Genomic DNA, 17,679 nt, shown 5'->3' on the forward strand with positions numbered 1-17,679 from the left:
GATCAGTAGCGCGCGTTCAGCGTGACGAACGCCGAGCGGCCCGGCGCGATCGACGCATAGTGCGCCGGATACGCCTGATCGAAGTAGGTGCGGTTGAACAGGTTGTTCACGTTCAGTTGCAGGTCGAGCTTCTTGTTGATCCGGTACTGCGCCATCGCGTCGAAGCGCCAGTACGACGGTACGGCGCGCAGGTTCGCGGGATCGCCGAACACTTCCGACATGTAGAACGCGCCGCCGCCGACCGTGAATTTCGGCGTGACGTCGTAGTTCGACCACATCGTGAGGCTGTGCTTCGGCGTATTCGGGAAGCGGTTGCCGTTGTTCGCGGTGTCCTTGCCGTTGTCGCGCAGTTCGCTCTTCATGTACGTGTAGCCGCCGAACACCTGCCACTGCTTCGTGATCTGGCCGGCGAGGCCGAGCTCGAGACCCTGCACGCGTTTGTTGCCGACCATCGCGTACTGGTTGTTCGGCAGCGTCACGCGTGCGTTCGTCGTGTCGATCTGGAACAGCGCGGCCGTCAGCGACAGCTTGTCGTTCAGCACGTTCCACTTCGTGCCGAGTTCGATGCTGCGGTTCTTTTCCGGCGAAAGCTGATCGGCGTTCGGGCCGACGCCGCCGCGGCCCGGCGTGAGCGACTGCGTTTCGCTGCCTTCGCCGAGCAGCATGCCGGCAGGCGTCGACGACGTCGCATACGACGCATAGATGCTGCCGTTCTGCGCGGGCTTGAACACGAGGCCTGCCTGCCAGTTGAAGAGCGTGTCGTCGCGCGTGTACGTCTTGCCGCCATTCGCCTTGGTGTCGGTGAAGCGGGTCGAGTAGTCGTCGACGCGCACGCCGGCGTTGACCTGCCAGCGCGGCGTGATCTCGATCGTGTCGAAGCCGTAGATCGACTTCGTCGTGGTGCGCGCATGCGCGTAGTCGTTGTTGCGCGTGATCGAGCCGGCCCACGGATCGTTCGGGTTCGGCGACCACAGGCTCGTGCAGTTGTAGCCCGACGGCGCGCCGATGCCTTTCTGGCAGATCGTGCCCTTGTCGGTCGCGACCGTGTACGAATCGCGCTTGCCCCATTCGCGCGACAGTTCGATGCCGGTCGTGAAGCTGTGCTTGAACGGGCCCGTGCGGAATTCGCCGAACAGCTCGGTCAGGTTCGCGAGGCTGTTGATCGAGCTGTTGCGGTTGTTGTTGCGGCGCCAGACCTTGCCGTTCACCACGTTGCCCTGGCTGTCGTCCGGCTGCGTCCAGATGTAGTCCTGCGTCGATTCCGTGTAGCGCGTGGTGTTGCGCACCGTGAGGTTGGGCGTGATGTCGTGCTCGATCTTGATCGTGCTGATGTCCGACGTGGTCTTGCGGAAGTCGCGGTCGATCAGGCCGTAGAAGTTGTGGCGATCGACGGGCGCCGGATAGATCGTGTCGACGTTCGCGGGTTTGTTCGACGTCGTGTAGAAGTACGGGATGCCGCCGTCGGGCATGTCGTCCGTTTGCAGGTGGTAGTAGCTCGCGGTCACGCGCGTCGACGTGCCGAGGCCGAATGCGATCGACGGCGCGACGCCCCAGCGCTCGTTGTTGACGGCGTCGCGACTGGCGACGTCGTTGTTGTGGCTCATCAGGTTCAGGCGGAACGCGGCGTGATCGGCGAACTGCCAGTTGCCGTCGGCGGTGAAGCGGCGATAGCGGTCGGTGCCGAGGCCCGCGCTCGCGGCGGCCGTCGTGCCGAGATGCGGGGCCTTCGTGATCAGGTTGATGCTGCCGCCGGCGCCGCCGCGGCCGCCGTACGCGCCGTCGGAACCCTTGGTGATCTCGACGCGCTCGGTGTTGAATATCTCGCGCGTGGTGGCGCCGGTGTCGCGCATGCCGTCGACGAACATGCTGCCCTGCGTGTCGTAGCCGCGGATGAACGGACGGTCGCCGAGCGGGTTGCCGCCTTCGCCGGCGCCGAACGTGATGCCGGGCACGGTGCGCAGCGCTTCGGTCAGCGTCGCCGCGCCGCTGCTCTGGATCAGTTCCTGCGGGATCACGGTGACGGATTTCGGCGTGTCGACGAGCGGCGCGGTGAATTTCGCGGAAGCGGAAAAGTCGGCCTTGTAGCTGTGCTCGGTCTTGCCCTGGATCTCGATCGGCGCGAGATGGCCTTCGGTGCTGGCGGGCGCCGCGGGCGGCGTGCCGTCGGCGAACGCGGGGCTGGCGGCGAGCACGCTGCAGAGGGTGGTGAACTTGCCGAGCTTCAGCTCGTCGGGACGGGACTTCATGGTGCGCTTCGACCTCGCGGTGTGGCCCCGGGGCAGTGCGCTGCGGAAATGTGCACGCCGGCGGGAATTATTACGATTTGTTTTCAGGCGGCATTCTATGTAATTTCCCATTAAATGAGAAGCGTTCTTGTTCGCGTTTGTGGGGGAATTGTTGACGAATGTGACGGGGTGGTCGCGAGGCGGCCCAGGAGGCGCAAGCATGGCCGAATGGCCGGATATGACGGACCGGCAGGTCGGATTGGATTGGCTGTGTCGCGACGCTCGCCATGACAGCAAAGTGATAGTAGGGGCGCGTCATGCCGGTGATCACCGTTCGAAATTTGCCCGATGAAGTGCGCCGCGCGCTTCGGATCCGCGCGGCCCGACACGGGCGCAGTACGGAAGCGGAGGTGCGCGACATCCTGGAGCAGGCCGTTCTGCCGGGCGGGCGGCTCGAGCTCGGAACGCTGCTCGCGGAAATCGGGCGGGAAGCGGGCGATGTCGATATCGGCGTGCTGTGCGACGAGATGCCAACCGGTCCGATGAGCTTTGAATGATCCCTGTCGATACGAACGTCATGCCCGAACCGCTGCGGCGTGAGCCGAACGCGGCGGTGATCGAGTGGCTCGATGCGCAGAACGTCGAGACGCTGTATCTCGCGGCGATCGGTCTCGCGGAATTGCGGTCCGGCGTGGCTGCATTGCCGGAGGGCGCAGGCGGGATTGGCTGCAGCAGAGTATCGGGCAGCGTGTGCTGCCGCTGTTTCGCGGTCGGATCCTGCCGTTCGACGACGCGGCGAGCAGGGCGTACGCGAGCTTTTGCGCGCGGACGCGTGCTGCGGGCAATGCGATCGCGGTCACCGATGGCTACATCGCAAACGGCTCGATCGTGGCCACACGCGACGTCGCGCCGTTCCAGGCGTTCGGGCCGCGCGTCATCGATCCGTGGGCCGTCCGGTTCGCGATCGCCGGTTCTTTTGGCGTGCCGAAATGCAAAACGCGCCGTGGGTGGCGGCGCGTTTTGAATCGAACCATCAGGCTCGTTCCCTGACGCAACGGCGGCAGGGCACGAGCGTTTCGCAGTGGCGTCAATCGATCCCGTGAAACACAGCGTCTTCCGGGCCGAGGTACGCCGGCGGACGCCACGTCGCGTCGCGCATCGAATGCTGGACGAGATTCTCGACACCGAGCAGCACCGCGAAGATCGCCATCCGCACCGGAATGCCGTTGTCGGTCTGCCGGAAGATCGCGAGACGCGGGTCGCGGTTCAGGTCGACCGACAGGTCGTTCGCGCCGGGCCGGCTGTCGCGCGGCAGCGGGTGCATGATCAGCGTGTCCGGCTTGCATACCGAGTCGACGAGCGCCTGGTTGATCTGGAAATCCGGCGTGTAGCCTTCGAACGACTCGTCGGTGAAACGCTCCTTCTGAATTCGCGTCGCGTAGACGACATCCGCTCCGCGCAGCCCGGCCGCGAGGTCGGTCGTCTGCTCGACCACATGGCCGTTCGTCGCGATCTGGTCGACGATGTACGCCGGCATCTCGAGCGTCGGCGGCGATACGAGCGTGAACTTCAGCCCGCGGTACAGCGCGAGCAGCTTGACGAGCGAGTGCACGGTGCGGCCGTACTTCAGGTCGCCGACCAGCGCGATGTGCGCGCCGTCGACGATCTTGCCGAGCCGCGAGAATTCGCGCTGGATCGTATAGAGGTCGAGCAGCGCCTGGCTCGGGTGCTCGCCGGGGCCGTCGCCGCCGTTGATCACCGGCAGGTTGGTCGCGCGCGCGAATTCGGCCACCGAGCCTTTTTCGGGATGGCGGATCACGAGCGCGTCGACGTAGCCGGCCATCACGCGGCTCGTGTCGTAGATCGATTCGCCCTTGGCCATCGACGAGAACGTGAAGCCCGTCGTGTCGCACACCGAGCCGCCGAGCCGGCAGAAGGCCGCGCCGAACGACACGCGTGTACGCGTGCTGGCCTCGAAGAACAGGTTGCCGAGCACGGCGCCTTCGAGCACGCGCGAAATCTTGTGGCGTCGCGCGATCGGCTGCATGACGTCGGCCACGCGGAACAGCGCCTCGACCGAATCCCGCGAGAACTGGTCGACCGAGATCAATTGCGGCTTGCCTTCGAACAGGAACTGCTTCGCGAGCCCTTGTTTGTCTACGCTTTGCGTATAGTTCTCGCCATCCGGCGCCGAGCGCTCGACAATCTCCGACACGAAGCGCTCGACGATCTCGGGCATCCCTCGCGATTCCTGCGAATCGTCGGGAAGTAGCCAGGTATCCAGCGCGCGCCGGCTGACGCCGATGCGATTCGCGAACGCCTCGCGGGTCATGTTGAGGCGGCGCATCGCGTCGCGGAGGAAGGCTTGCTGGGGAACGGTCATCGGCGGCTCCTGGGCGGAAAATATACGCGGTGCGTATATTAGTTCCTGGCGCAATGAAGTCAAGAAAAATCTGCGTGCAAGCGGGGTGTGGCGCGCATGACACTCGGCGGGGCCGTACTGGCGCGCGGCGTGCGTCTCCGTATAATCAGGTCAGGCCCCGTGTCCGGCAGCGTGCCGGGCGCCAGCCGCACACGATTCGCCCGATCGGGCATGTTGATTCGAAGGAGAATGAGAATGACGCGTACGATTGCTGCAATGCTGCTGGTGGTGACGGCGGCGCTCGCCGGGTGCAATACGGTCGCCGGCGTGGGCCAGGACATTTCGAAGGGCGGCCAGGCGATCAGCGATTCGGCTGAAAAGGCCAAGTAAGCCGACCGGTTCCGGCATGCAGAAGGCGCCGGCCTTCCCGCGGTTGCGGGGAGGCGCGGCGCCTTTTTTTGCGCCCGACTCGACGCCGGCGGCGTCAGGCGCGCTCGACGAATGCGTAGCGGCCGTCGACCTTGCGCGGCGTGAACCAGCCGTAGTCGGGGAACACCCGGTTGCGGACGAACCATACGTAGCCGACCAGCACGACCGTGATCGCAAGGCTCGGCAGCGCGGCCGACGGATCGCGCCCGAGATCGGCGACGGTCTTCGGTACCTGCAGCAGCGACAGCAGAATGAACGCGTGATACGCGCCGACACGATGGGTCGCAAAACCCCAGATGAACAGCAGCGACAGCGGCACGGTCAACGCGAGGAACACGGTGACCAGCACGCCGCCGGCGCCGGACGCGAAGAAGTAGTACGCGAGCATCAGGCTGATGACCAGCTGCGCGATGCCGAGCGCGATCAGGATCCGGATGTGCACCTTGTTCTTGCGGCAGCGTTCGGGGTCCGGGCGCGACGCGATCAGATGCGCGAGCACGCGATCCTTGAGCCCCTGTCCGGACAGCTCGGCCAGTGCGTCGGCCTTCCTCGTTCCCGCGGACAGCAGCACCGCGATTCTTGTTTTGGCTTCCTTCCTGTTCATTGCTTGATCTGGCGGATTGTTGTTCGATGGTTGTCAAAGGGTCCGGCCACGCGAATATTGCATCTTGCGCAGTCGTGCGCAACGGTTTTGCGGGGCGCGGACACATTCCTACAGTCGTCGGCTGCATGGCCGGAAGGCGGCGGTCGAAGGCGGTGCGACGGGAAGGCGCCGCCATCGTTTTCGGCGGGACCAAGGAACGCGAGTCAATCGGTGGCGGTCCGCGCGGCGAGCGTGGCGGGTGATTCGACGGGCGGCTCGCGCCGCCGCGTCGCGCCGACGAGCATGCCGGCGACGACGAGCGCGATGCCCGCGACACGCGTGCCGGTCAGCGTTTCGCCGAACAACGCGACCGCGAACAGCACGGCCGAAACCGGCGCGACCGCCGTGAACAGGGCGGCCTCGGTGCCGCTCGTGCGCGCCGAGCCCGCATACCAGCACAGGTAGCCGAGCACGGTCGGAATCAACGCGTAGTAGACGATCGCCGACACGGCGCCGACGGTCCAGCCGCTCGCCACCGCGCGCCATTCGAACGCGGCCGGCACGAGTGCGAGCACGAAGCCGAGGCCCGACATCGCGGTGGAAAGCGCCAGCGGTGGCAACGGCGCGGCAAGCCGCCGGTTGAGCAGGATGAAGACCGCTTCGCAGGCGACGGCCGCCAGCACCAGCGAATCGCCGGCAAGCGTCCGGAGCGACGGCATCGCGTGGCCCGGCGCGAACGTGACGAACAGCACGCCGGCCGTGGCGAGCGCGGCGGCCAGCCAGTCGCGCGGCGTCTGCCGCTCGCGCAGCACGACGGCCGCGATCAGCGTCGACATGGCCGGCAGCGTGCCGAGCATCACGCCGGCATCGAGCGGCGACGACAGTTTCGTGCCGCTGATCAGCAGCACCGTATAGCCGACGCCGCCCGCCGCGGCCTGGATGACGAGCAGCACGGCGTCGCGTGCGGCAATGCACGGCCAGCGCATGCGCTGCGCACGCATCAGCGCGAACAGCAGCGGCGTCGCGATCAGGAAACGCAGCGCGGTGGCCGCGAACGGCGGCAGGCCGCCGGCCGCGAGACGGCTCGCGATGACGGTGCTGCCGACGCCCGCCATCGCGGCGGCGAGATAGAGATAGCCGATCAGTCGTGTCTTCATGCGCCGCATCGTCGCGTACGGCGGTGGGGGGCGTCTTGAACGAAATTGCAGCGGGGCGGGCGTCGAATGTGGTGCGCCGTCGACATGCACCGACGCAAGAGGTCACGGCTGACGTCTAGGCGGCAACCGCCGTCGAATGCAATGCGCGCGGCGGTCCGCGCACCGCGCACCGACAGCGCTATTGACCCGCCTGCGTGAACCGCCCCGGCGTGATCCCGAACTGGCGCGCGAACGCGCGCGTCAGGTGGCTCTGATCGGCGAAGCCGGCCTCGGCCGCGGCCTCGGCGATCGGCAGGCCGCCGGCCAGTAACGCGCGCGCCAGCCGCGTGCGCGACTGAACCAGATAGGCGTGCGGCGTGATGCCGAGCTCGCGCGCAAAGCCGCGCAGCAACTGGAAGCGGCTCACGCCGCTCAGGTCCGCCAGCTCGGCAAGCGATACGGGTACGGCCGGCGCTGCGTCGAGCCGCTCCCGGGCGACGCGGACCGCCGGCGCGACACCGGCCGCCGGCAGCGTGCGGTTGGCGTGCCGGGCGAGCAACCCTGCGACGAGCATCACGAGCGCTTCGTCGCGAGCGAGCGGCTGGGTTTCGCCTGCGACGATGCGTGCATGCAGCCGGCCGACGGCGGCCGCGAGCCGCGCGTCGCGCACGGCCGGGTGCGCAAGCTCGACGCCGCCGAGGCCTTCTTCCGCCGCGACGCCCGCGACCAGCGCCGGCGCGAGGTACAGCATCCGCCAGCGACGGCCGGTGCCGGCCTCGAGCGGCGAGCCGTCGTGCATTTCGCCCGGGTTGACCATGATCGCGTCGCCGGCCAGCGCGTCGACCTGCCCGCGGCCGCTCCACGACCGGTGCGCACCGCTGACGATCACGCCGACCCCGAATTCGTCGTGCGCGTGGCGCGGAAACGCGCGATCGGATTCGAGGCTGATCGCCTCGATGCCTTCGCCGGTGCGTCGGTAGTGGGTGACACGGTGCATGTGCGCTCCTCGCGCCGGTCGCGGCGCGGATCACGTGCACTTTAGCGCGTTCCGGCGCCGTGCGCCCTTCATCCTTTTGGCGGATACCGCGCGGCGCGCGCAGCCCGCACCATGTGCACATCGGCAGCGTACACGGCCCGCCGGGCCTGAAGCTGCGCGGGAGACGGCAGGTGGAACGACAGGATCCGGTATTCATTCAGGTGGGCGCGCTCGCGGACGGCTTCGCGCCGGAGGCGAACACCCTCGCGCCCGTCGACGCGCTCGTCGGGCGGACGCTGGCGCTCGAAGACGCATCGGGCGCATGGCGCGTCCATACGTTCGAGCCGGGCGCGCTGCAGTGGCGCGATGCGGCGACCGATACGGGCGGCCGCGCGCCGTGCCGCGTGACGCGGCTGCGCGACGGTCTGTACTTCGTCGACTACATCGATACCACTGCCCGCGCGACGTCGGTCAGCCTCGTGATCGATCTCGACAACGGCGTGTGGACGTCGGTCGTCGGTACGCTGCCGACGGAAGCCGACACGCGCATCGATGCGTTCACGCGCGTCGCGCGCGGGCTGCCGCTGACGGCCGTCGACGCGCAATTCCGGCACGGCACGCTCGGCGGCCACGCCCGGCCGGGCCCGCTGCATGCGCCCACGCGCGAGCTGATCGGCAAGCGGACGATGTACCGCTACAGCCCGACCGAATGCTACGAGCATATCTACCTGAACGAGAACTTCTACGCGTGGCAGTGCCTGCAGGGCGTGGAAGGCGGGCTGGCCGACGTCGACCGCTGTCATTACTTCAAGATGGCCGATGAGCTGTATCTGTTCGTGTGGCGCGAAAAGGTGGTGCCGACGCTCGGCGTCGTGCTGATCGACCTCGCGCAGCGCAAGACCGACGGCAAGATCTTCGGCTACCAGGGCGGCGATTTCGGCACGCTGTCGAATTTCCAGATCGGCGCTTATGCGCAGGTGCTGAACGAAACCGTGCATCCGCTCGGCGGCGAGGCGCAACGATGACTGCCGTGCTGGGCAGCGGCCGCCTGCGTGCGGATTTCGGCGGACGCGTCGTGCTCGTCACGGGTGCTGCGCAAGGGATCGGCGCGGCGATCGCGCGCCGTTTCGCGGAATCCGACGCATTCGTCGCGGTGGCCGACCTGAACGGCGAAGCAGCCGCCGCGCAGGCCGAGGCGCTGGTCAGCGCGGGCGGCGATGCACGCGCGTATCAGGTCGACGCCGCGAGCCGGGACGAACTGGATGCGCTCGTGGCGGCAGTCGAGCGCGACGGCGGCCGGCTCGATGTCGTCGTCCACAATGCCGCGTATTTTCCGCTGACGCCGTTCGAGCAGATCGACGCGCCGACGCTCGACCGGACGCTGTCGGTCAACCTGTCGGCACTGTTCTGGCTCGCGCAGGCTGCGTTGCCGGCATTCGAGCGCGCGGGGGCCGGGCGGCTGCTCGTCACGTCGTCGGTGACCGGGCCGCGCGTCGTCTATCCGGGGCTCGCGCATTACGCGGCGTCGAAGGCCGGCGTGAACGGCTTCATTCGGGCAGCGGCGCTGGAACTGGCGCGCCGCCACGTGACGGTCAACGGCGTCGAGCCGGGGATGATCCGCACGCCGGCGGCCGGCAATCTCGGCGACGCATCGGTCGCGGCGCAGATCGCACGCGACATTCCGCTGGCACGAATGGGCGAGCCGGAGGACATCGCGAACGCGATGCTGTTTCTCGCGTCGGCCGACGCGGCGTACATCACCGGGCAGACGATCGTCGTCGACGGCGGAGCGACGTTGCCGGAAAGCGGGGCGGTGCTGGCGGACGGGTAGCGGTAAGCCCGCGAGGGGGGAAGCGTCGAGGCCGTGTCGGCATAGGCGTGCGACCCACGCCATGGAGGGCCGCGCTATACGCGCCCGCCGCGACTACAGCCAGCCGTTGCGGATGAACTCGACGATCGAATAGCGACGATGCTCGAGATCGTGCCGGCGGACGGCCTCGACGATGCGCGATACGCCATCCGCATAGGGCGTATCGCCGGATACGCGCGATTCGAACTGCAGGCTGCATGCGCCGTCGTCGATGCGTATCCGGTGAAGCGCATGGCGGCCGAGCTGATCGTCGCGGATGCCGAATTCGCCGCGCTGTACGGCCGGGTCGCGTACGGAGCGAATGTCTGCCGGCCGCACGCCGAGCGACTCGGCGATGCCGACGGCCGTGCCGGGGACGGACGTCTTGCCGGCCTGATGCGACTCGGTCACGCTGATGTCGCAGTCGCGGAACAGGTGGCCGCTGGTTTCCAGCATGCTCATGAACTTGAGCATCAGGATGTTCGTGTTCGGACACAGCACGACCGGAAAGCCGTATGTCCCGGTTTCGAGGTCGGAGCCGGTCGACAACTCGACGAGCGGCGATGCGGTGGCCTGGCAGAACGCGATCGCCGCGGCGAGTTCGCGGCCGGAACCGGCATGGACGACGATCGACCGGGCGTCGGTTCGCGTGGCGTCCGACCACGGCATCACGCGACAGGTGGCCGGGTCGAGCCGGTGCGAGCCGAGCAACTCGTTGGCGAGCTTGCCGGTTCCGATGACGAGTACTTGCATGGGATGGACGGGTTGAGGTTCGGGATGCGCGTCCGCAGTGGCGCAGGCCGTCGGCCGGGCCACGCTGGTCCGACTGTCGTGCCGCGCGCCACGCCTGGCGGGCATCGCGCATTATGCCCGGCCGTGCGACCGCGTGCTCGTCGAGCCGCGCCCGCGACGTCGCGGCGCCCCGCGCCGCATGGATCGCGATCCATCTCGCGATGCCGCCAACCGCGCTTGGCGCCCGATAACCACGGCGAAACGACAGCGGAACTGCGCTGCCCACCGTCATCCCGTTCGCACGAGCGCGTGAACGGCGCTACGCTGTCGGCATTTCATCCCATCACCCTCGATCCAGGAGAACACATCGATGGAACACGACCTGAACGGCAAGGCAGTCGCGATCACCGGCGGCTTCGGTCATCTGGGCGTCGCGACGGCCGCGTGGCTCGGCGCGCGCGGCGCGCGCGTCGCGCTGATCGGCCGCGGCGCGGCCCCGGCGGCGCAGGCGCTGCCCGGCGTGCCGGCCGATGCGCTGCGCATCGGCGGCATCGATCTCGTCGACCCGCAGGCCGCCGCGCAGGCGCTCGAAACGGTCAACCGCGAATTCGGCCGGGTCGACGCGCTCTTGAACATCGCCGGCGCATTCGTGTGGCAGACGATCGCCGACGGCGATGCCGCCACGTGGGATCGCATGTACGAACTGAACGTGAAGACGGCGCTGAACGCGTCGAAGGCCGCGCTGCCGTACCTGATCGCGAGCCAGGCCGGCCGCATCGTCAACATCGGCGCGGGCGCGGCGTTCAAGGCCGGCGCGGGGATGGGCGCGTATGCGGCCGCGAAGGCCGGCGTCGCGCGGCTCACCGAGGCGTTGGCGGCCGAGTTGCTCGATCGCGGCGTGACCGTGAACGCGCTGTTGCCGAGCATCATCGACACGCCGCCGAACCGCAAGGACATGCCCGACGCCGACTTCTCGCGCTGGGTCCGGCCCGAACAGCTCGCCGCGACGATCGGCTTCCTGCTGTCGGCCGACGCGCAGGCGATCACCGGTGCGTCGATTCCGGTGAGCGGCCGCGTGGCGTAGTGCGCCGAGGGCGGGCTCGTCGGGTCCGGGCGTGCGTACAATGTCGCACCGGATTGCGCGCCCCGAACCCATGACTCAGCCCACCATCCTGATCGTCGAAGACGAACAGGCGATCGCGGATACGATCGTCTACGCCCTCGGCACCGACGGCATGCAGACCGTCCACTGCACGCTCGGGCAGGCGGCGCTCGACCGCCTGCGCGGCACGCGTGTCGACCTCGTGGTGCTCGACGTCGGCCTGCCGGACCTCAGCGGCTTCGAGGTATGCCGGCGGCTGCGCACGTTCACCGATGTTCCGGTGATCTTCCTGACCGCGCGGCACGACGAGATCGACCGGATCGTCGGGCTCGAGATCGGCGCTGACGACTACGTCGTCAAGCCGTTTTCGCCGCGCGAGCTGGCGGCGCGGGTGCGCGTGATCCTGCGCCGCTTCCATCGGACGGCCGCGTCGGAACCGACACCCGCAACCGCGCCGGCCGATGCGCCGGCACCGGTCGCGTCCGGCTTCACGCTCGACACCGGCGGCGCGCGCGTGTCGTGGCTCGGCCACGCGCTCGACCTCACGCGCTACGAATTCGGGCTGCTGGCGCTGCTGGTCCGGCATCCGGGGCGCATCTACTCGCGCGAACAGTTGATGGATCTCGTCTGGCACGAGGCGCTCGATTCGGCCGACCGCACGGTTGACACGCACATCAAGACGCTGCGCGCCAAGCTGCGCGCGATCGATCCCGAGCGCGACCCGATCCGCACGCATCGCGGGATGGGTTATTCGCTGCAACCGTAACGACCGGCACCACCCATGCATATCGGCCTGCGCATCTTCTTCGGTTTTTTCCTGATCGTCGGTCTGGCCGCGCTGATCACGCTGCGCGTGTTCGTGCAGGAGGTGAAGCCCGGCGTGCGCGAAGCGATGGAGGACACGCTCGTCGACACCGCGCAGGTGCTGGCGACGCTGGCCGCCGACGACATGGCGAACGGCCATATCGCCGACGGCGCCTTCGCGCGGCAACTCGGGAAACTGCACGAGCGGCCGGTCAGCGCGAACGTGTGGGGCATCCAGAAGAACGCGATCGGCTACCGCCTCTACATCACCGACGCGCACGGCATCGTCCGCTACGACTCGTCCGGCAGCGCGGTCGGGCAGGATTATTCGCGCTGGAACGACGTGTACCGGACGCTGCGCGGCGAATACGGCGCGCGCAGCACGCGCAGCGATCCGAACGACGACAGCAGTACCGTGATGCACGTCGCCGCGCCGATCCGGCGCGGCGACGAGATCATCGGCGTGCTGACGATCGCGAAACCGAACCAGACGGTCGCGCCGTTCATCGCGCGCAGCCAGCGCAAGATCATGTTGTACGGCGCGTTGCTGATGGGCGGCGCGATCCTGATCGGCGCCGCGTGCACGTGGTGGCTGGTGCTCGGGCTGCGGCGCCTGCAGCGCTATGCGCGCGCGATCGCGGCCGGCGAGCGCGCGTCGATGCCGCTGCAGGGCGCGAACGAGCTGGCCGAGCTCGGGCGCGCGGTGGAAAGCATGCATCAGCGGCTGGAGGACCGGCAGTACGTCGAAACCTACATCCACACGCTCACGCACGAGATGAAGAGCCCGCTGGCCGCGATCAGCGGCGCGGCCGAGCTGTTGCAGGAAGACATGCCGGTCGCGAACCGCCGGCGCTTCACCGAGAACATCCGCCGCCAGGCCGGCCGCCTCGAACAGATGATCCGCAAGCTGCTCGCGCTGGCCGAGGTCGAGCAGAAGCAGCGCCTGTCGGTGCACGAGCCGGTCGCGCTGCGGCCGGTGCTCGAACAGCTCGTCGACGATATCGAGCCGCGCGCGCGGCAGCGCGGCGTGAGCCTGCGGATCGATGCGAACGACGCGGCCGAGCCGGCGGTCGTCGACGGCGATCCGTTCCTGCTGCGGCAGGCGCTCGGCAACCTGCTCGACAACGCGCTGGATTTCGCGCCGCGGGGCAGCACGATCCGGATCGCGCTCGAACGGCAGCCGGCGGGCAGGGCGCACGTCGCGGTCGTGCGCGTCGCCGACGACGGCCCCGGCGTGCCCGACTATGCGCTCTCGCGCGTGTTCGAACGCTTCTATTCGCTGCCGCGCCCCGACGGGCAGGATCGCAGCACGGGCCTCGGGCTGTGTTTCGTCCGCGAAGTCGCGATGCTGCACCGCGGCCAGGTCGCGCTCGCGAACCGCGCGGAAGGCGGCGCGTGCGCGACGCTCACGCTGCCGTCGGCGGGCTGACCGCGCTTCACGCCCGCCACACATTCGCTTCACGCCGGCTTCAATCGCCCTTCACCGGGGCCGCTCATGCTGACCGTACCTTCCACTCCGGTACCTCCCAGCAATGAATCGAGTCCTGTTGTTCAAGTCCATGATCACCGCGTTGCTCGCGCTGGCGATCCTGATCCCGCTGCAGATGGTCCAGAGCATCGTGCGGGAACGCGCCGACTATCGGCAGAGCGCGCTGCAGAGCATCTGGGCGAGCTATGCGGGGCCGCAGACGGTGACGGGGCCGGTGCTCGTCGTCCGTTACACGGAAGTCACGCGCGCGAGCGACGACGTGCGGGCCGGCGGCAAGGCGAAAACCGTCCTGAAAAGCGAGGCGAAACGGCTGCTCGTGTTCCCGAAGACGCTGAACGTCGACGGCACGCTGTCGGTCAGCACGCGCTATCGCGGCATCCACAAGGCGCTCGTGTACGGGCTCGACAGCCGGATGACGGGCACGCTGCCGCTGCCGGACCTGAAGAAGCTGCCGCAGGCCGACGGCCACGTGAGCTTCAAGATCGACAGCGCGGTCGTCGCGCTCGGCATCGGCGACTTGCGCGGGCTGAAGGCGCAGCCCGACCTGCGCATCGGCGGCAAGCGGATCGACGTTGAGCAGGGCACGTGGCTCGAGAGCCTGCGCCAGGGCGTGCATGCGAACGTCGATCTCGCGGCGCTGGCGGAGGCAAACGCCGGGGCGACGGTCGTGCCGTTCAGCATCGGCCTGCCGCTGGCCGGCGCGGAATCGGTCGCGTTCGCGCCGGTGGGCGACCAGAACGACTTCTCGCTGAAATCGACGTGGCCGCATCCGAGCTTCGGCGGCGAGTTCCTGCCGGCCGAGCGCACGATCGACGCGCGCGGCTTCGTCAGCAACTGGCACGTGACGTCGTTCAACACGAAGGCGCGCGAGCAGGTGGCGTCCGGCAATGGCAACGGCGACGGCGGGATCGAGATGGCGTCGGTGTCGGTGATCGAACCCGTGAACGTCTATCTGCAGGCGGAGCGCGCGACGAAATACGGTGCGCTGTTCGTGATGCTGACGTTCGCGAGCTTCTTCATGTACGAGCTCGTGAAGCGGCTGCGCATTCACCCGATCCAGTACACGCTGGTCGGCCTGTCGCTCGCGCTGTTCTTCCTGCTGCTGCTGAGCCTGTCCGAACACATTGCGTTCGGCTATGCGTATCTCGCGGCGAGCGGCGCCTGCGTCGGGCTGCTCGGCTTCTACCTGTCGTTCGTGCTGCACAGCGTGAAGCGCGGCGCGACGTTCACCGCGCTGCTCGCGATGCTGTACGCGGCGCTCTACGGGCTGCTGCTGTCGGAGGACAATGCGCTGATGCTCGGCTCGCTGCTGCTGTTCGCGATTCTCGCCGGCATCATGACGCTCACGCGCCGCGTCGACTGGTATTCGCTCGGCGCGGCGTGGCAGCCGCTGGCCGACAAGCCGACGGCCATGAAGCCGGGCGCGCCGGCGAAGTAAGCCGGCGGGCTGCAGGCAAGTGCGCGCGCCGGCCGGGAATGCCGCGACCGGCGCGCGCTTTCATGCGAGCCCGATGCGTTTCAGGCAGCCGTCTCGGGACGACGGAACCGCGCCCGCGGAATCTCGGCGATGGCCGCGATCTCGATCAGCAGGTCGGGATGGTAGAGACGCTCGACCTGGACGGTTGTCGTCACCGGATAGGGGGCGGCGAAGTACGTGCTGCGGATGTCGCCGGCCTGCATGAATGCGTCGATGTCGGTCGCGTAATGGACGAGCGAGATCACGTCGCGCATCTGCCCGCCCAGTGCGGCCAGCACGTCGCGGAGGTTGCCGAGTGTCTGGCGAACCTGCGCGCGCATGTCGCCGGCGCCGACCACCTGCCCGTCGCGGTCGAGCGCGACTTGCCCCTTCAGATGCACGATCCGGCCGTCGCCCTGGATCATGGCCATCGAGAACGCGCCGAACGGCGCCCAGACTTCCGGGGATTCACGGCTTCGGGCATCGCGCAGCTCCTATGGAACGGAAACAGGACGAACGCAGCGGCATGCGGCGCCCGACGATCGCACCATGATGGACGCGTTCATCGTCGATCCGCCCGCCCTGCCGAAAGCGGCGGCGGCCCGGATCGCCCTATACTGACCACTCCACCTTACCGGACCACGCCGTGCCGAACCAAGTTTCCGGAGATCCGTCCGTCGACGATCCCCGTCCGACCCCGCCTGTCCAACCCGAACTGGAAGACTGCTGCAACAGCGGCTGCTCGCCGTGCGTCTTCGACCTGTACGACGAAGCGCTCGCGCGCTATCGCGTCGAGCTGGCCGAATGGGAGGCGCGGCAGGCGCAGCGCGAGCCTCACCGATGAACCGGAGGCCGACGAGCCGTCACGCCGCGCCGCGCATGCGCCGTGTCCGTGTCACGCACCTCCACTGACGGTGCGGATTCCGTCGCGTGTCGCGCGTCACGCATCCGCATGCAGCCGCCGATGCAGCGGGCCGAGCGCCATCGACAGCGCGATGCAGGCCAGCAACACGACCGTCAGCGTGAACATCGACGCCCTGAATCCCTGCACGTAATCGAGCGCGGCCGGATGCACGCCGAGCCGCGCGAAGAACACGCCGCCGATCGTCGCGGCGCCGACGGCCGCGCCGATCTGCAGCATCGCGCTGACCATCCCCGACGCGACCCCCGCGCGGGCCGCATCGACTTCCGCGAGCACGATCCGCACGACCGACGGCAGCACGAGCCCTTGCCCGACGCCGATCGCCGCGATGCCCGCGTAGAAGCCGGGGCCCGGCGCGCCGTCGCGGGCGAGCGCGGCGGCGATCGCGACGCCCGCCGCGAGCATCGCGAAGCCGAGCGTGAGCACGCGATAGCCTCCGAACCGGGCGACGAGGCGCGGCATCAGCAGCGGGCTCGCGAGGAAGCCGAGCCCGAGCGGCAGGATCGCGAACCCGGACGCGAGCGGCGACCAGTTCAGGCAGCCCTGCAGATAGATCCCGTAGCTCAGGAAGAACGCGCTCAGCGTGTAGAACAGGAACGCGAGCAGCAGCCCGAGCGCGACGACCGGGTTGCGGAACAGGCGCACGTCGAGCAGCGGATCGTGGCCGCGCGCGAGCCGGCGCGCTTCCACTGCCAGCAACGCGCCGAGCATCGGCAGCGCGCCGACCCCGCACGCGATCATCCACAGCGGCCAGCCGGCTTCTCGACCGTGCGTGAGCGGGTACACGAGCATCAGCAGGAACAGCGACATCAGCACCGTGCCCGGCACGTCGATGCGCTGGCCGCGCGGCGGGCGGTTTTCCGGGATGAAGCGCCAGCTGCCGAGCAGCGCCAGGATGCCGATCGGCAGATTGACGAGAAAGATCGCGCGCCAGCCGAGCCCGAACGGATGCAGGCTGATCAGTGCGCCGCCGCCGAGTTGGCCGATCACGGCCGCGAGGCCGAACGCGAACCCGTAGAAGCCCATCACGCGCACTTGCTCCTGCGGGCTGAACACGCTGCGGATCGTCGCGAGCACCTGCGGCGCGAGGATCGCGGCGAACAGGCCTTGCAGCACGCGGCCGCCGACCAGCACCGTGCCGTTGCCGGCGAGCCCGCACAGCGTCGACGCGAGCACGAAGCCGGCCATGCCGATCATGAACATCCGCTTGCGTCCGTACAGGTCGCCGAGACGCCCGCCGGTGATCTGGACGACCGCGTTCGCGCACGCATAGGCCGACACGACGAGCTGCAGCTCGGTCTGGCGCGCGCCGATGCCGTCGCGAATGGCCGGGAGCGCGAGGTTCACGATGAAGTAGTCGAGCGGCGGCAGAATGGCGCCGACCAGCAGGACCACGAGCGCCCAGCCGCGGTGGCTGCGCGGCGTCGCCGCGGCAGCCGCGCCGGCCGGCGCGCAGGGAGCGAGGGTGTTGTTCGTCATGAAAGCAGGATCCAAAAAATGAGGGCCCGATAGTCGATCGACGGATTCAGGCCGTTGACCCCGTATTCTGGGGATCGCTCATGGTTCGGAAAAGCGGGAAAGAGTGGTAGCATCCATCGGGTTAATCGATGGATA

The 17,679-nt window shown here is 68.4% G+C and carries 16 protein-coding genes and 2 pseudogenes; 10 read left to right on the forward strand and 8 right to left on the reverse strand.

All coding sequences use genetic code 11. The features are described from left to right. Nucleotides 1-2: 2 nt before the first annotated feature. Nucleotides 3-2,246: a TonB-dependent receptor gene (locus H0X91_RS19340; protein ID WP_196433243.1), complete on the reverse strand. Its 2,244-nt coding sequence runs from the start codon at nt 2,244-2,246 to the stop codon at nt 3-5. Between the two features lie 296 nt (nt 2,247-2,542). On the opposite strand from H0X91_RS19340, the gene H0X91_RS19345 reads away from it, so the two are divergent. Together H0X91_RS19345 and H0X91_RS19350 are read left to right on the forward strand one after the other, a co-directional pair. Continuing rightward, nucleotides 2,543-2,782 (forward strand): FitA-like ribbon-helix-helix domain-containing protein, encoded by a 240-nt coding sequence (locus H0X91_RS19345; RefSeq protein WP_077189303.1) that lies wholly within the window; start codon nt 2,543-2,545, stop codon nt 2,780-2,782. Continuing rightward, nucleotides 2,779-3,176 (forward strand): annotated as a pseudogene (locus H0X91_RS19350) (PIN domain-containing protein); the annotation flags it as partial. The gene H0X91_RS19345 and the pseudogene H0X91_RS19350, both read left to right, overlap by 4 nt. Before the next feature lie 136 nt (nt 3,177-3,312). On the opposite strand, the gene H0X91_RS19355 reads toward H0X91_RS19350, so the two are convergent. Further along, nucleotides 3,313-4,608, reverse strand: coding sequence for an aspartate carbamoyltransferase (locus H0X91_RS19355; protein ID WP_006485851.1), 1,296 nt, complete (start codon nt 4,606-4,608; stop codon nt 3,313-3,315). Between the two features lie 234 nt (nt 4,609-4,842). Between H0X91_RS19355 and H0X91_RS19360 the strand changes: the two genes are divergently transcribed. Then, nucleotides 4,843-4,977 carry an entericidin A/B family lipoprotein gene (locus H0X91_RS19360; RefSeq protein WP_006485835.1) on the forward strand — a complete coding sequence of 45 codons (135 nt, stop codon included), beginning with the start codon at nt 4,843-4,845 and terminating at the stop codon, nt 4,975-4,977. Between the two features lie 94 nt (nt 4,978-5,071). On the opposite strand, the gene H0X91_RS19365 is transcribed toward H0X91_RS19360, so the two are convergent. The 3 genes from H0X91_RS19365 to H0X91_RS19375 form a co-directional block, all read right to left on the reverse strand. Beyond that, complete coding sequence (locus H0X91_RS19365) at nt 5,072-5,620, reverse strand: hypothetical protein (protein ID WP_006485834.1); 549 nt, start codon at nt 5,618-5,620, stop codon at nt 5,072-5,074. Nucleotides 5,621-5,823: 203 nt separating this feature from the next. Next, nucleotides 5,824-6,756: a DMT family transporter gene (locus tag H0X91_RS19370; RefSeq protein WP_084752173.1), complete on the reverse strand. Its 933-nt coding sequence runs from the start codon at nt 6,754-6,756 to the stop codon at nt 5,824-5,826. A 178-nt stretch (nt 6,757-6,934) separates the two neighbouring features. Continuing rightward, the gene (locus H0X91_RS19375) at nt 6,935-7,732 is read right to left on the reverse strand and encodes an AraC family transcriptional regulator (RefSeq protein ID WP_062910375.1); all 798 of its coding nucleotides are present in this window, start codon (nt 7,730-7,732) and stop codon (nt 6,935-6,937) included. A gap of 170 nt (nt 7,733-7,902) precedes the next feature. Here H0X91_RS19375 and H0X91_RS19380 point away from each other — a divergent pair, with 170 nt between their 5' ends. Both H0X91_RS19380 and H0X91_RS19385 read left to right on the forward strand, forming a co-directional pair. Next, nucleotides 7,903-8,736: a molybdenum cofactor biosynthesis F family protein gene (locus H0X91_RS19380; RefSeq protein ID WP_006493836.1), complete on the forward strand. Its 834-nt coding sequence runs from the start codon at nt 7,903-7,905 to the stop codon at nt 8,734-8,736. Further along, nucleotides 8,733-9,542 (forward strand): SDR family oxidoreductase, encoded by an 810-nt coding sequence (locus tag H0X91_RS19385; RefSeq protein ID WP_043205245.1) that lies wholly within the window; start codon nt 8,733-8,735, stop codon nt 9,540-9,542. Before H0X91_RS19380 ends, H0X91_RS19385 begins: the two co-directional genes overlap by 4 nt. 93 nt (nt 9,543-9,635) lie before the next feature. Here H0X91_RS19385 and H0X91_RS19390 read toward each other — a convergent pair whose 3' ends face one another. After that, entirely contained in the window at nt 9,636-10,313 is a 678-nt protein-coding gene (locus H0X91_RS19390; protein WP_006496184.1) for a dihydrodipicolinate reductase C-terminal domain-containing protein, read from the reverse strand. Nucleotides 10,314-10,662: 349 nt separating this feature from the next. Between H0X91_RS19390 and H0X91_RS19395 the strand changes: the two genes are divergently transcribed. The 4 genes from H0X91_RS19395 (at nt 10,663) to creD (ending at nt 15,125) form a co-directional block, all read left to right on the forward strand. Next, nucleotides 10,663-11,376 (forward strand): SDR family NAD(P)-dependent oxidoreductase, encoded by a 714-nt coding sequence (locus H0X91_RS19395; RefSeq protein WP_012493456.1) that lies wholly within the window; start codon nt 10,663-10,665, stop codon nt 11,374-11,376. A gap of 70 nt (nt 11,377-11,446) precedes the next feature. After that, nucleotides 11,447-12,160: a two-component system response regulator CreB gene (gene creB / locus H0X91_RS19400; RefSeq protein WP_196433244.1), complete on the forward strand. Its 714-nt coding sequence runs from the start codon at nt 11,447-11,449 to the stop codon at nt 12,158-12,160. Between the two features lie 15 nt (nt 12,161-12,175). Continuing rightward, nucleotides 12,176-13,627 (forward strand): two-component system sensor histidine kinase CreC, encoded by a 1,452-nt coding sequence (creC, locus tag H0X91_RS19405; RefSeq protein ID WP_006485670.1) that lies wholly within the window; start codon nt 12,176-12,178, stop codon nt 13,625-13,627. A 103-nt stretch (nt 13,628-13,730) separates the two neighbouring features. Beyond that, nucleotides 13,731-15,125 (forward strand): cell envelope integrity protein CreD, encoded by a 1,395-nt coding sequence (gene creD, locus H0X91_RS19410; RefSeq protein ID WP_084751599.1) that lies wholly within the window; start codon nt 13,731-13,733, stop codon nt 15,123-15,125. Nucleotides 15,126-15,205: 80 nt separating this feature from the next. On the opposite strand, the pseudogene H0X91_RS19415 reads toward creD, so the two are convergent. Further along, nucleotides 15,206-15,627: pseudogene (locus H0X91_RS19415) on the reverse strand (RidA family protein). A gap of 162 nt (nt 15,628-15,789) precedes the next feature. Between H0X91_RS19415 and H0X91_RS19425 the strand changes: the two are divergent. Further along, nucleotides 15,790-15,987: an oxidoreductase-like domain-containing protein gene (locus tag H0X91_RS19425; RefSeq protein ID WP_006492647.1), complete on the forward strand. Its 198-nt coding sequence runs from the start codon at nt 15,790-15,792 to the stop codon at nt 15,985-15,987. Between the two features lie 96 nt (nt 15,988-16,083). On the opposite strand, the gene H0X91_RS19430 is transcribed toward H0X91_RS19425, so the two are convergent. Beyond that, nucleotides 16,084-17,544: an MFS transporter gene (locus H0X91_RS19430; RefSeq protein WP_006496843.1), complete on the reverse strand. Its 1,461-nt coding sequence runs from the start codon at nt 17,542-17,544 to the stop codon at nt 16,084-16,086. Nucleotides 17,545-17,679: the final 135 nt, after the last annotated feature.

It is taken from the genome of Burkholderia sp. 9777_1386 (assembly GCF_015712265.1).
In the GTDB taxonomy this organism is placed as follows: Bacteria; Pseudomonadota; Gammaproteobacteria; order Burkholderiales; family Burkholderiaceae; genus Burkholderia; species Burkholderia cenocepacia.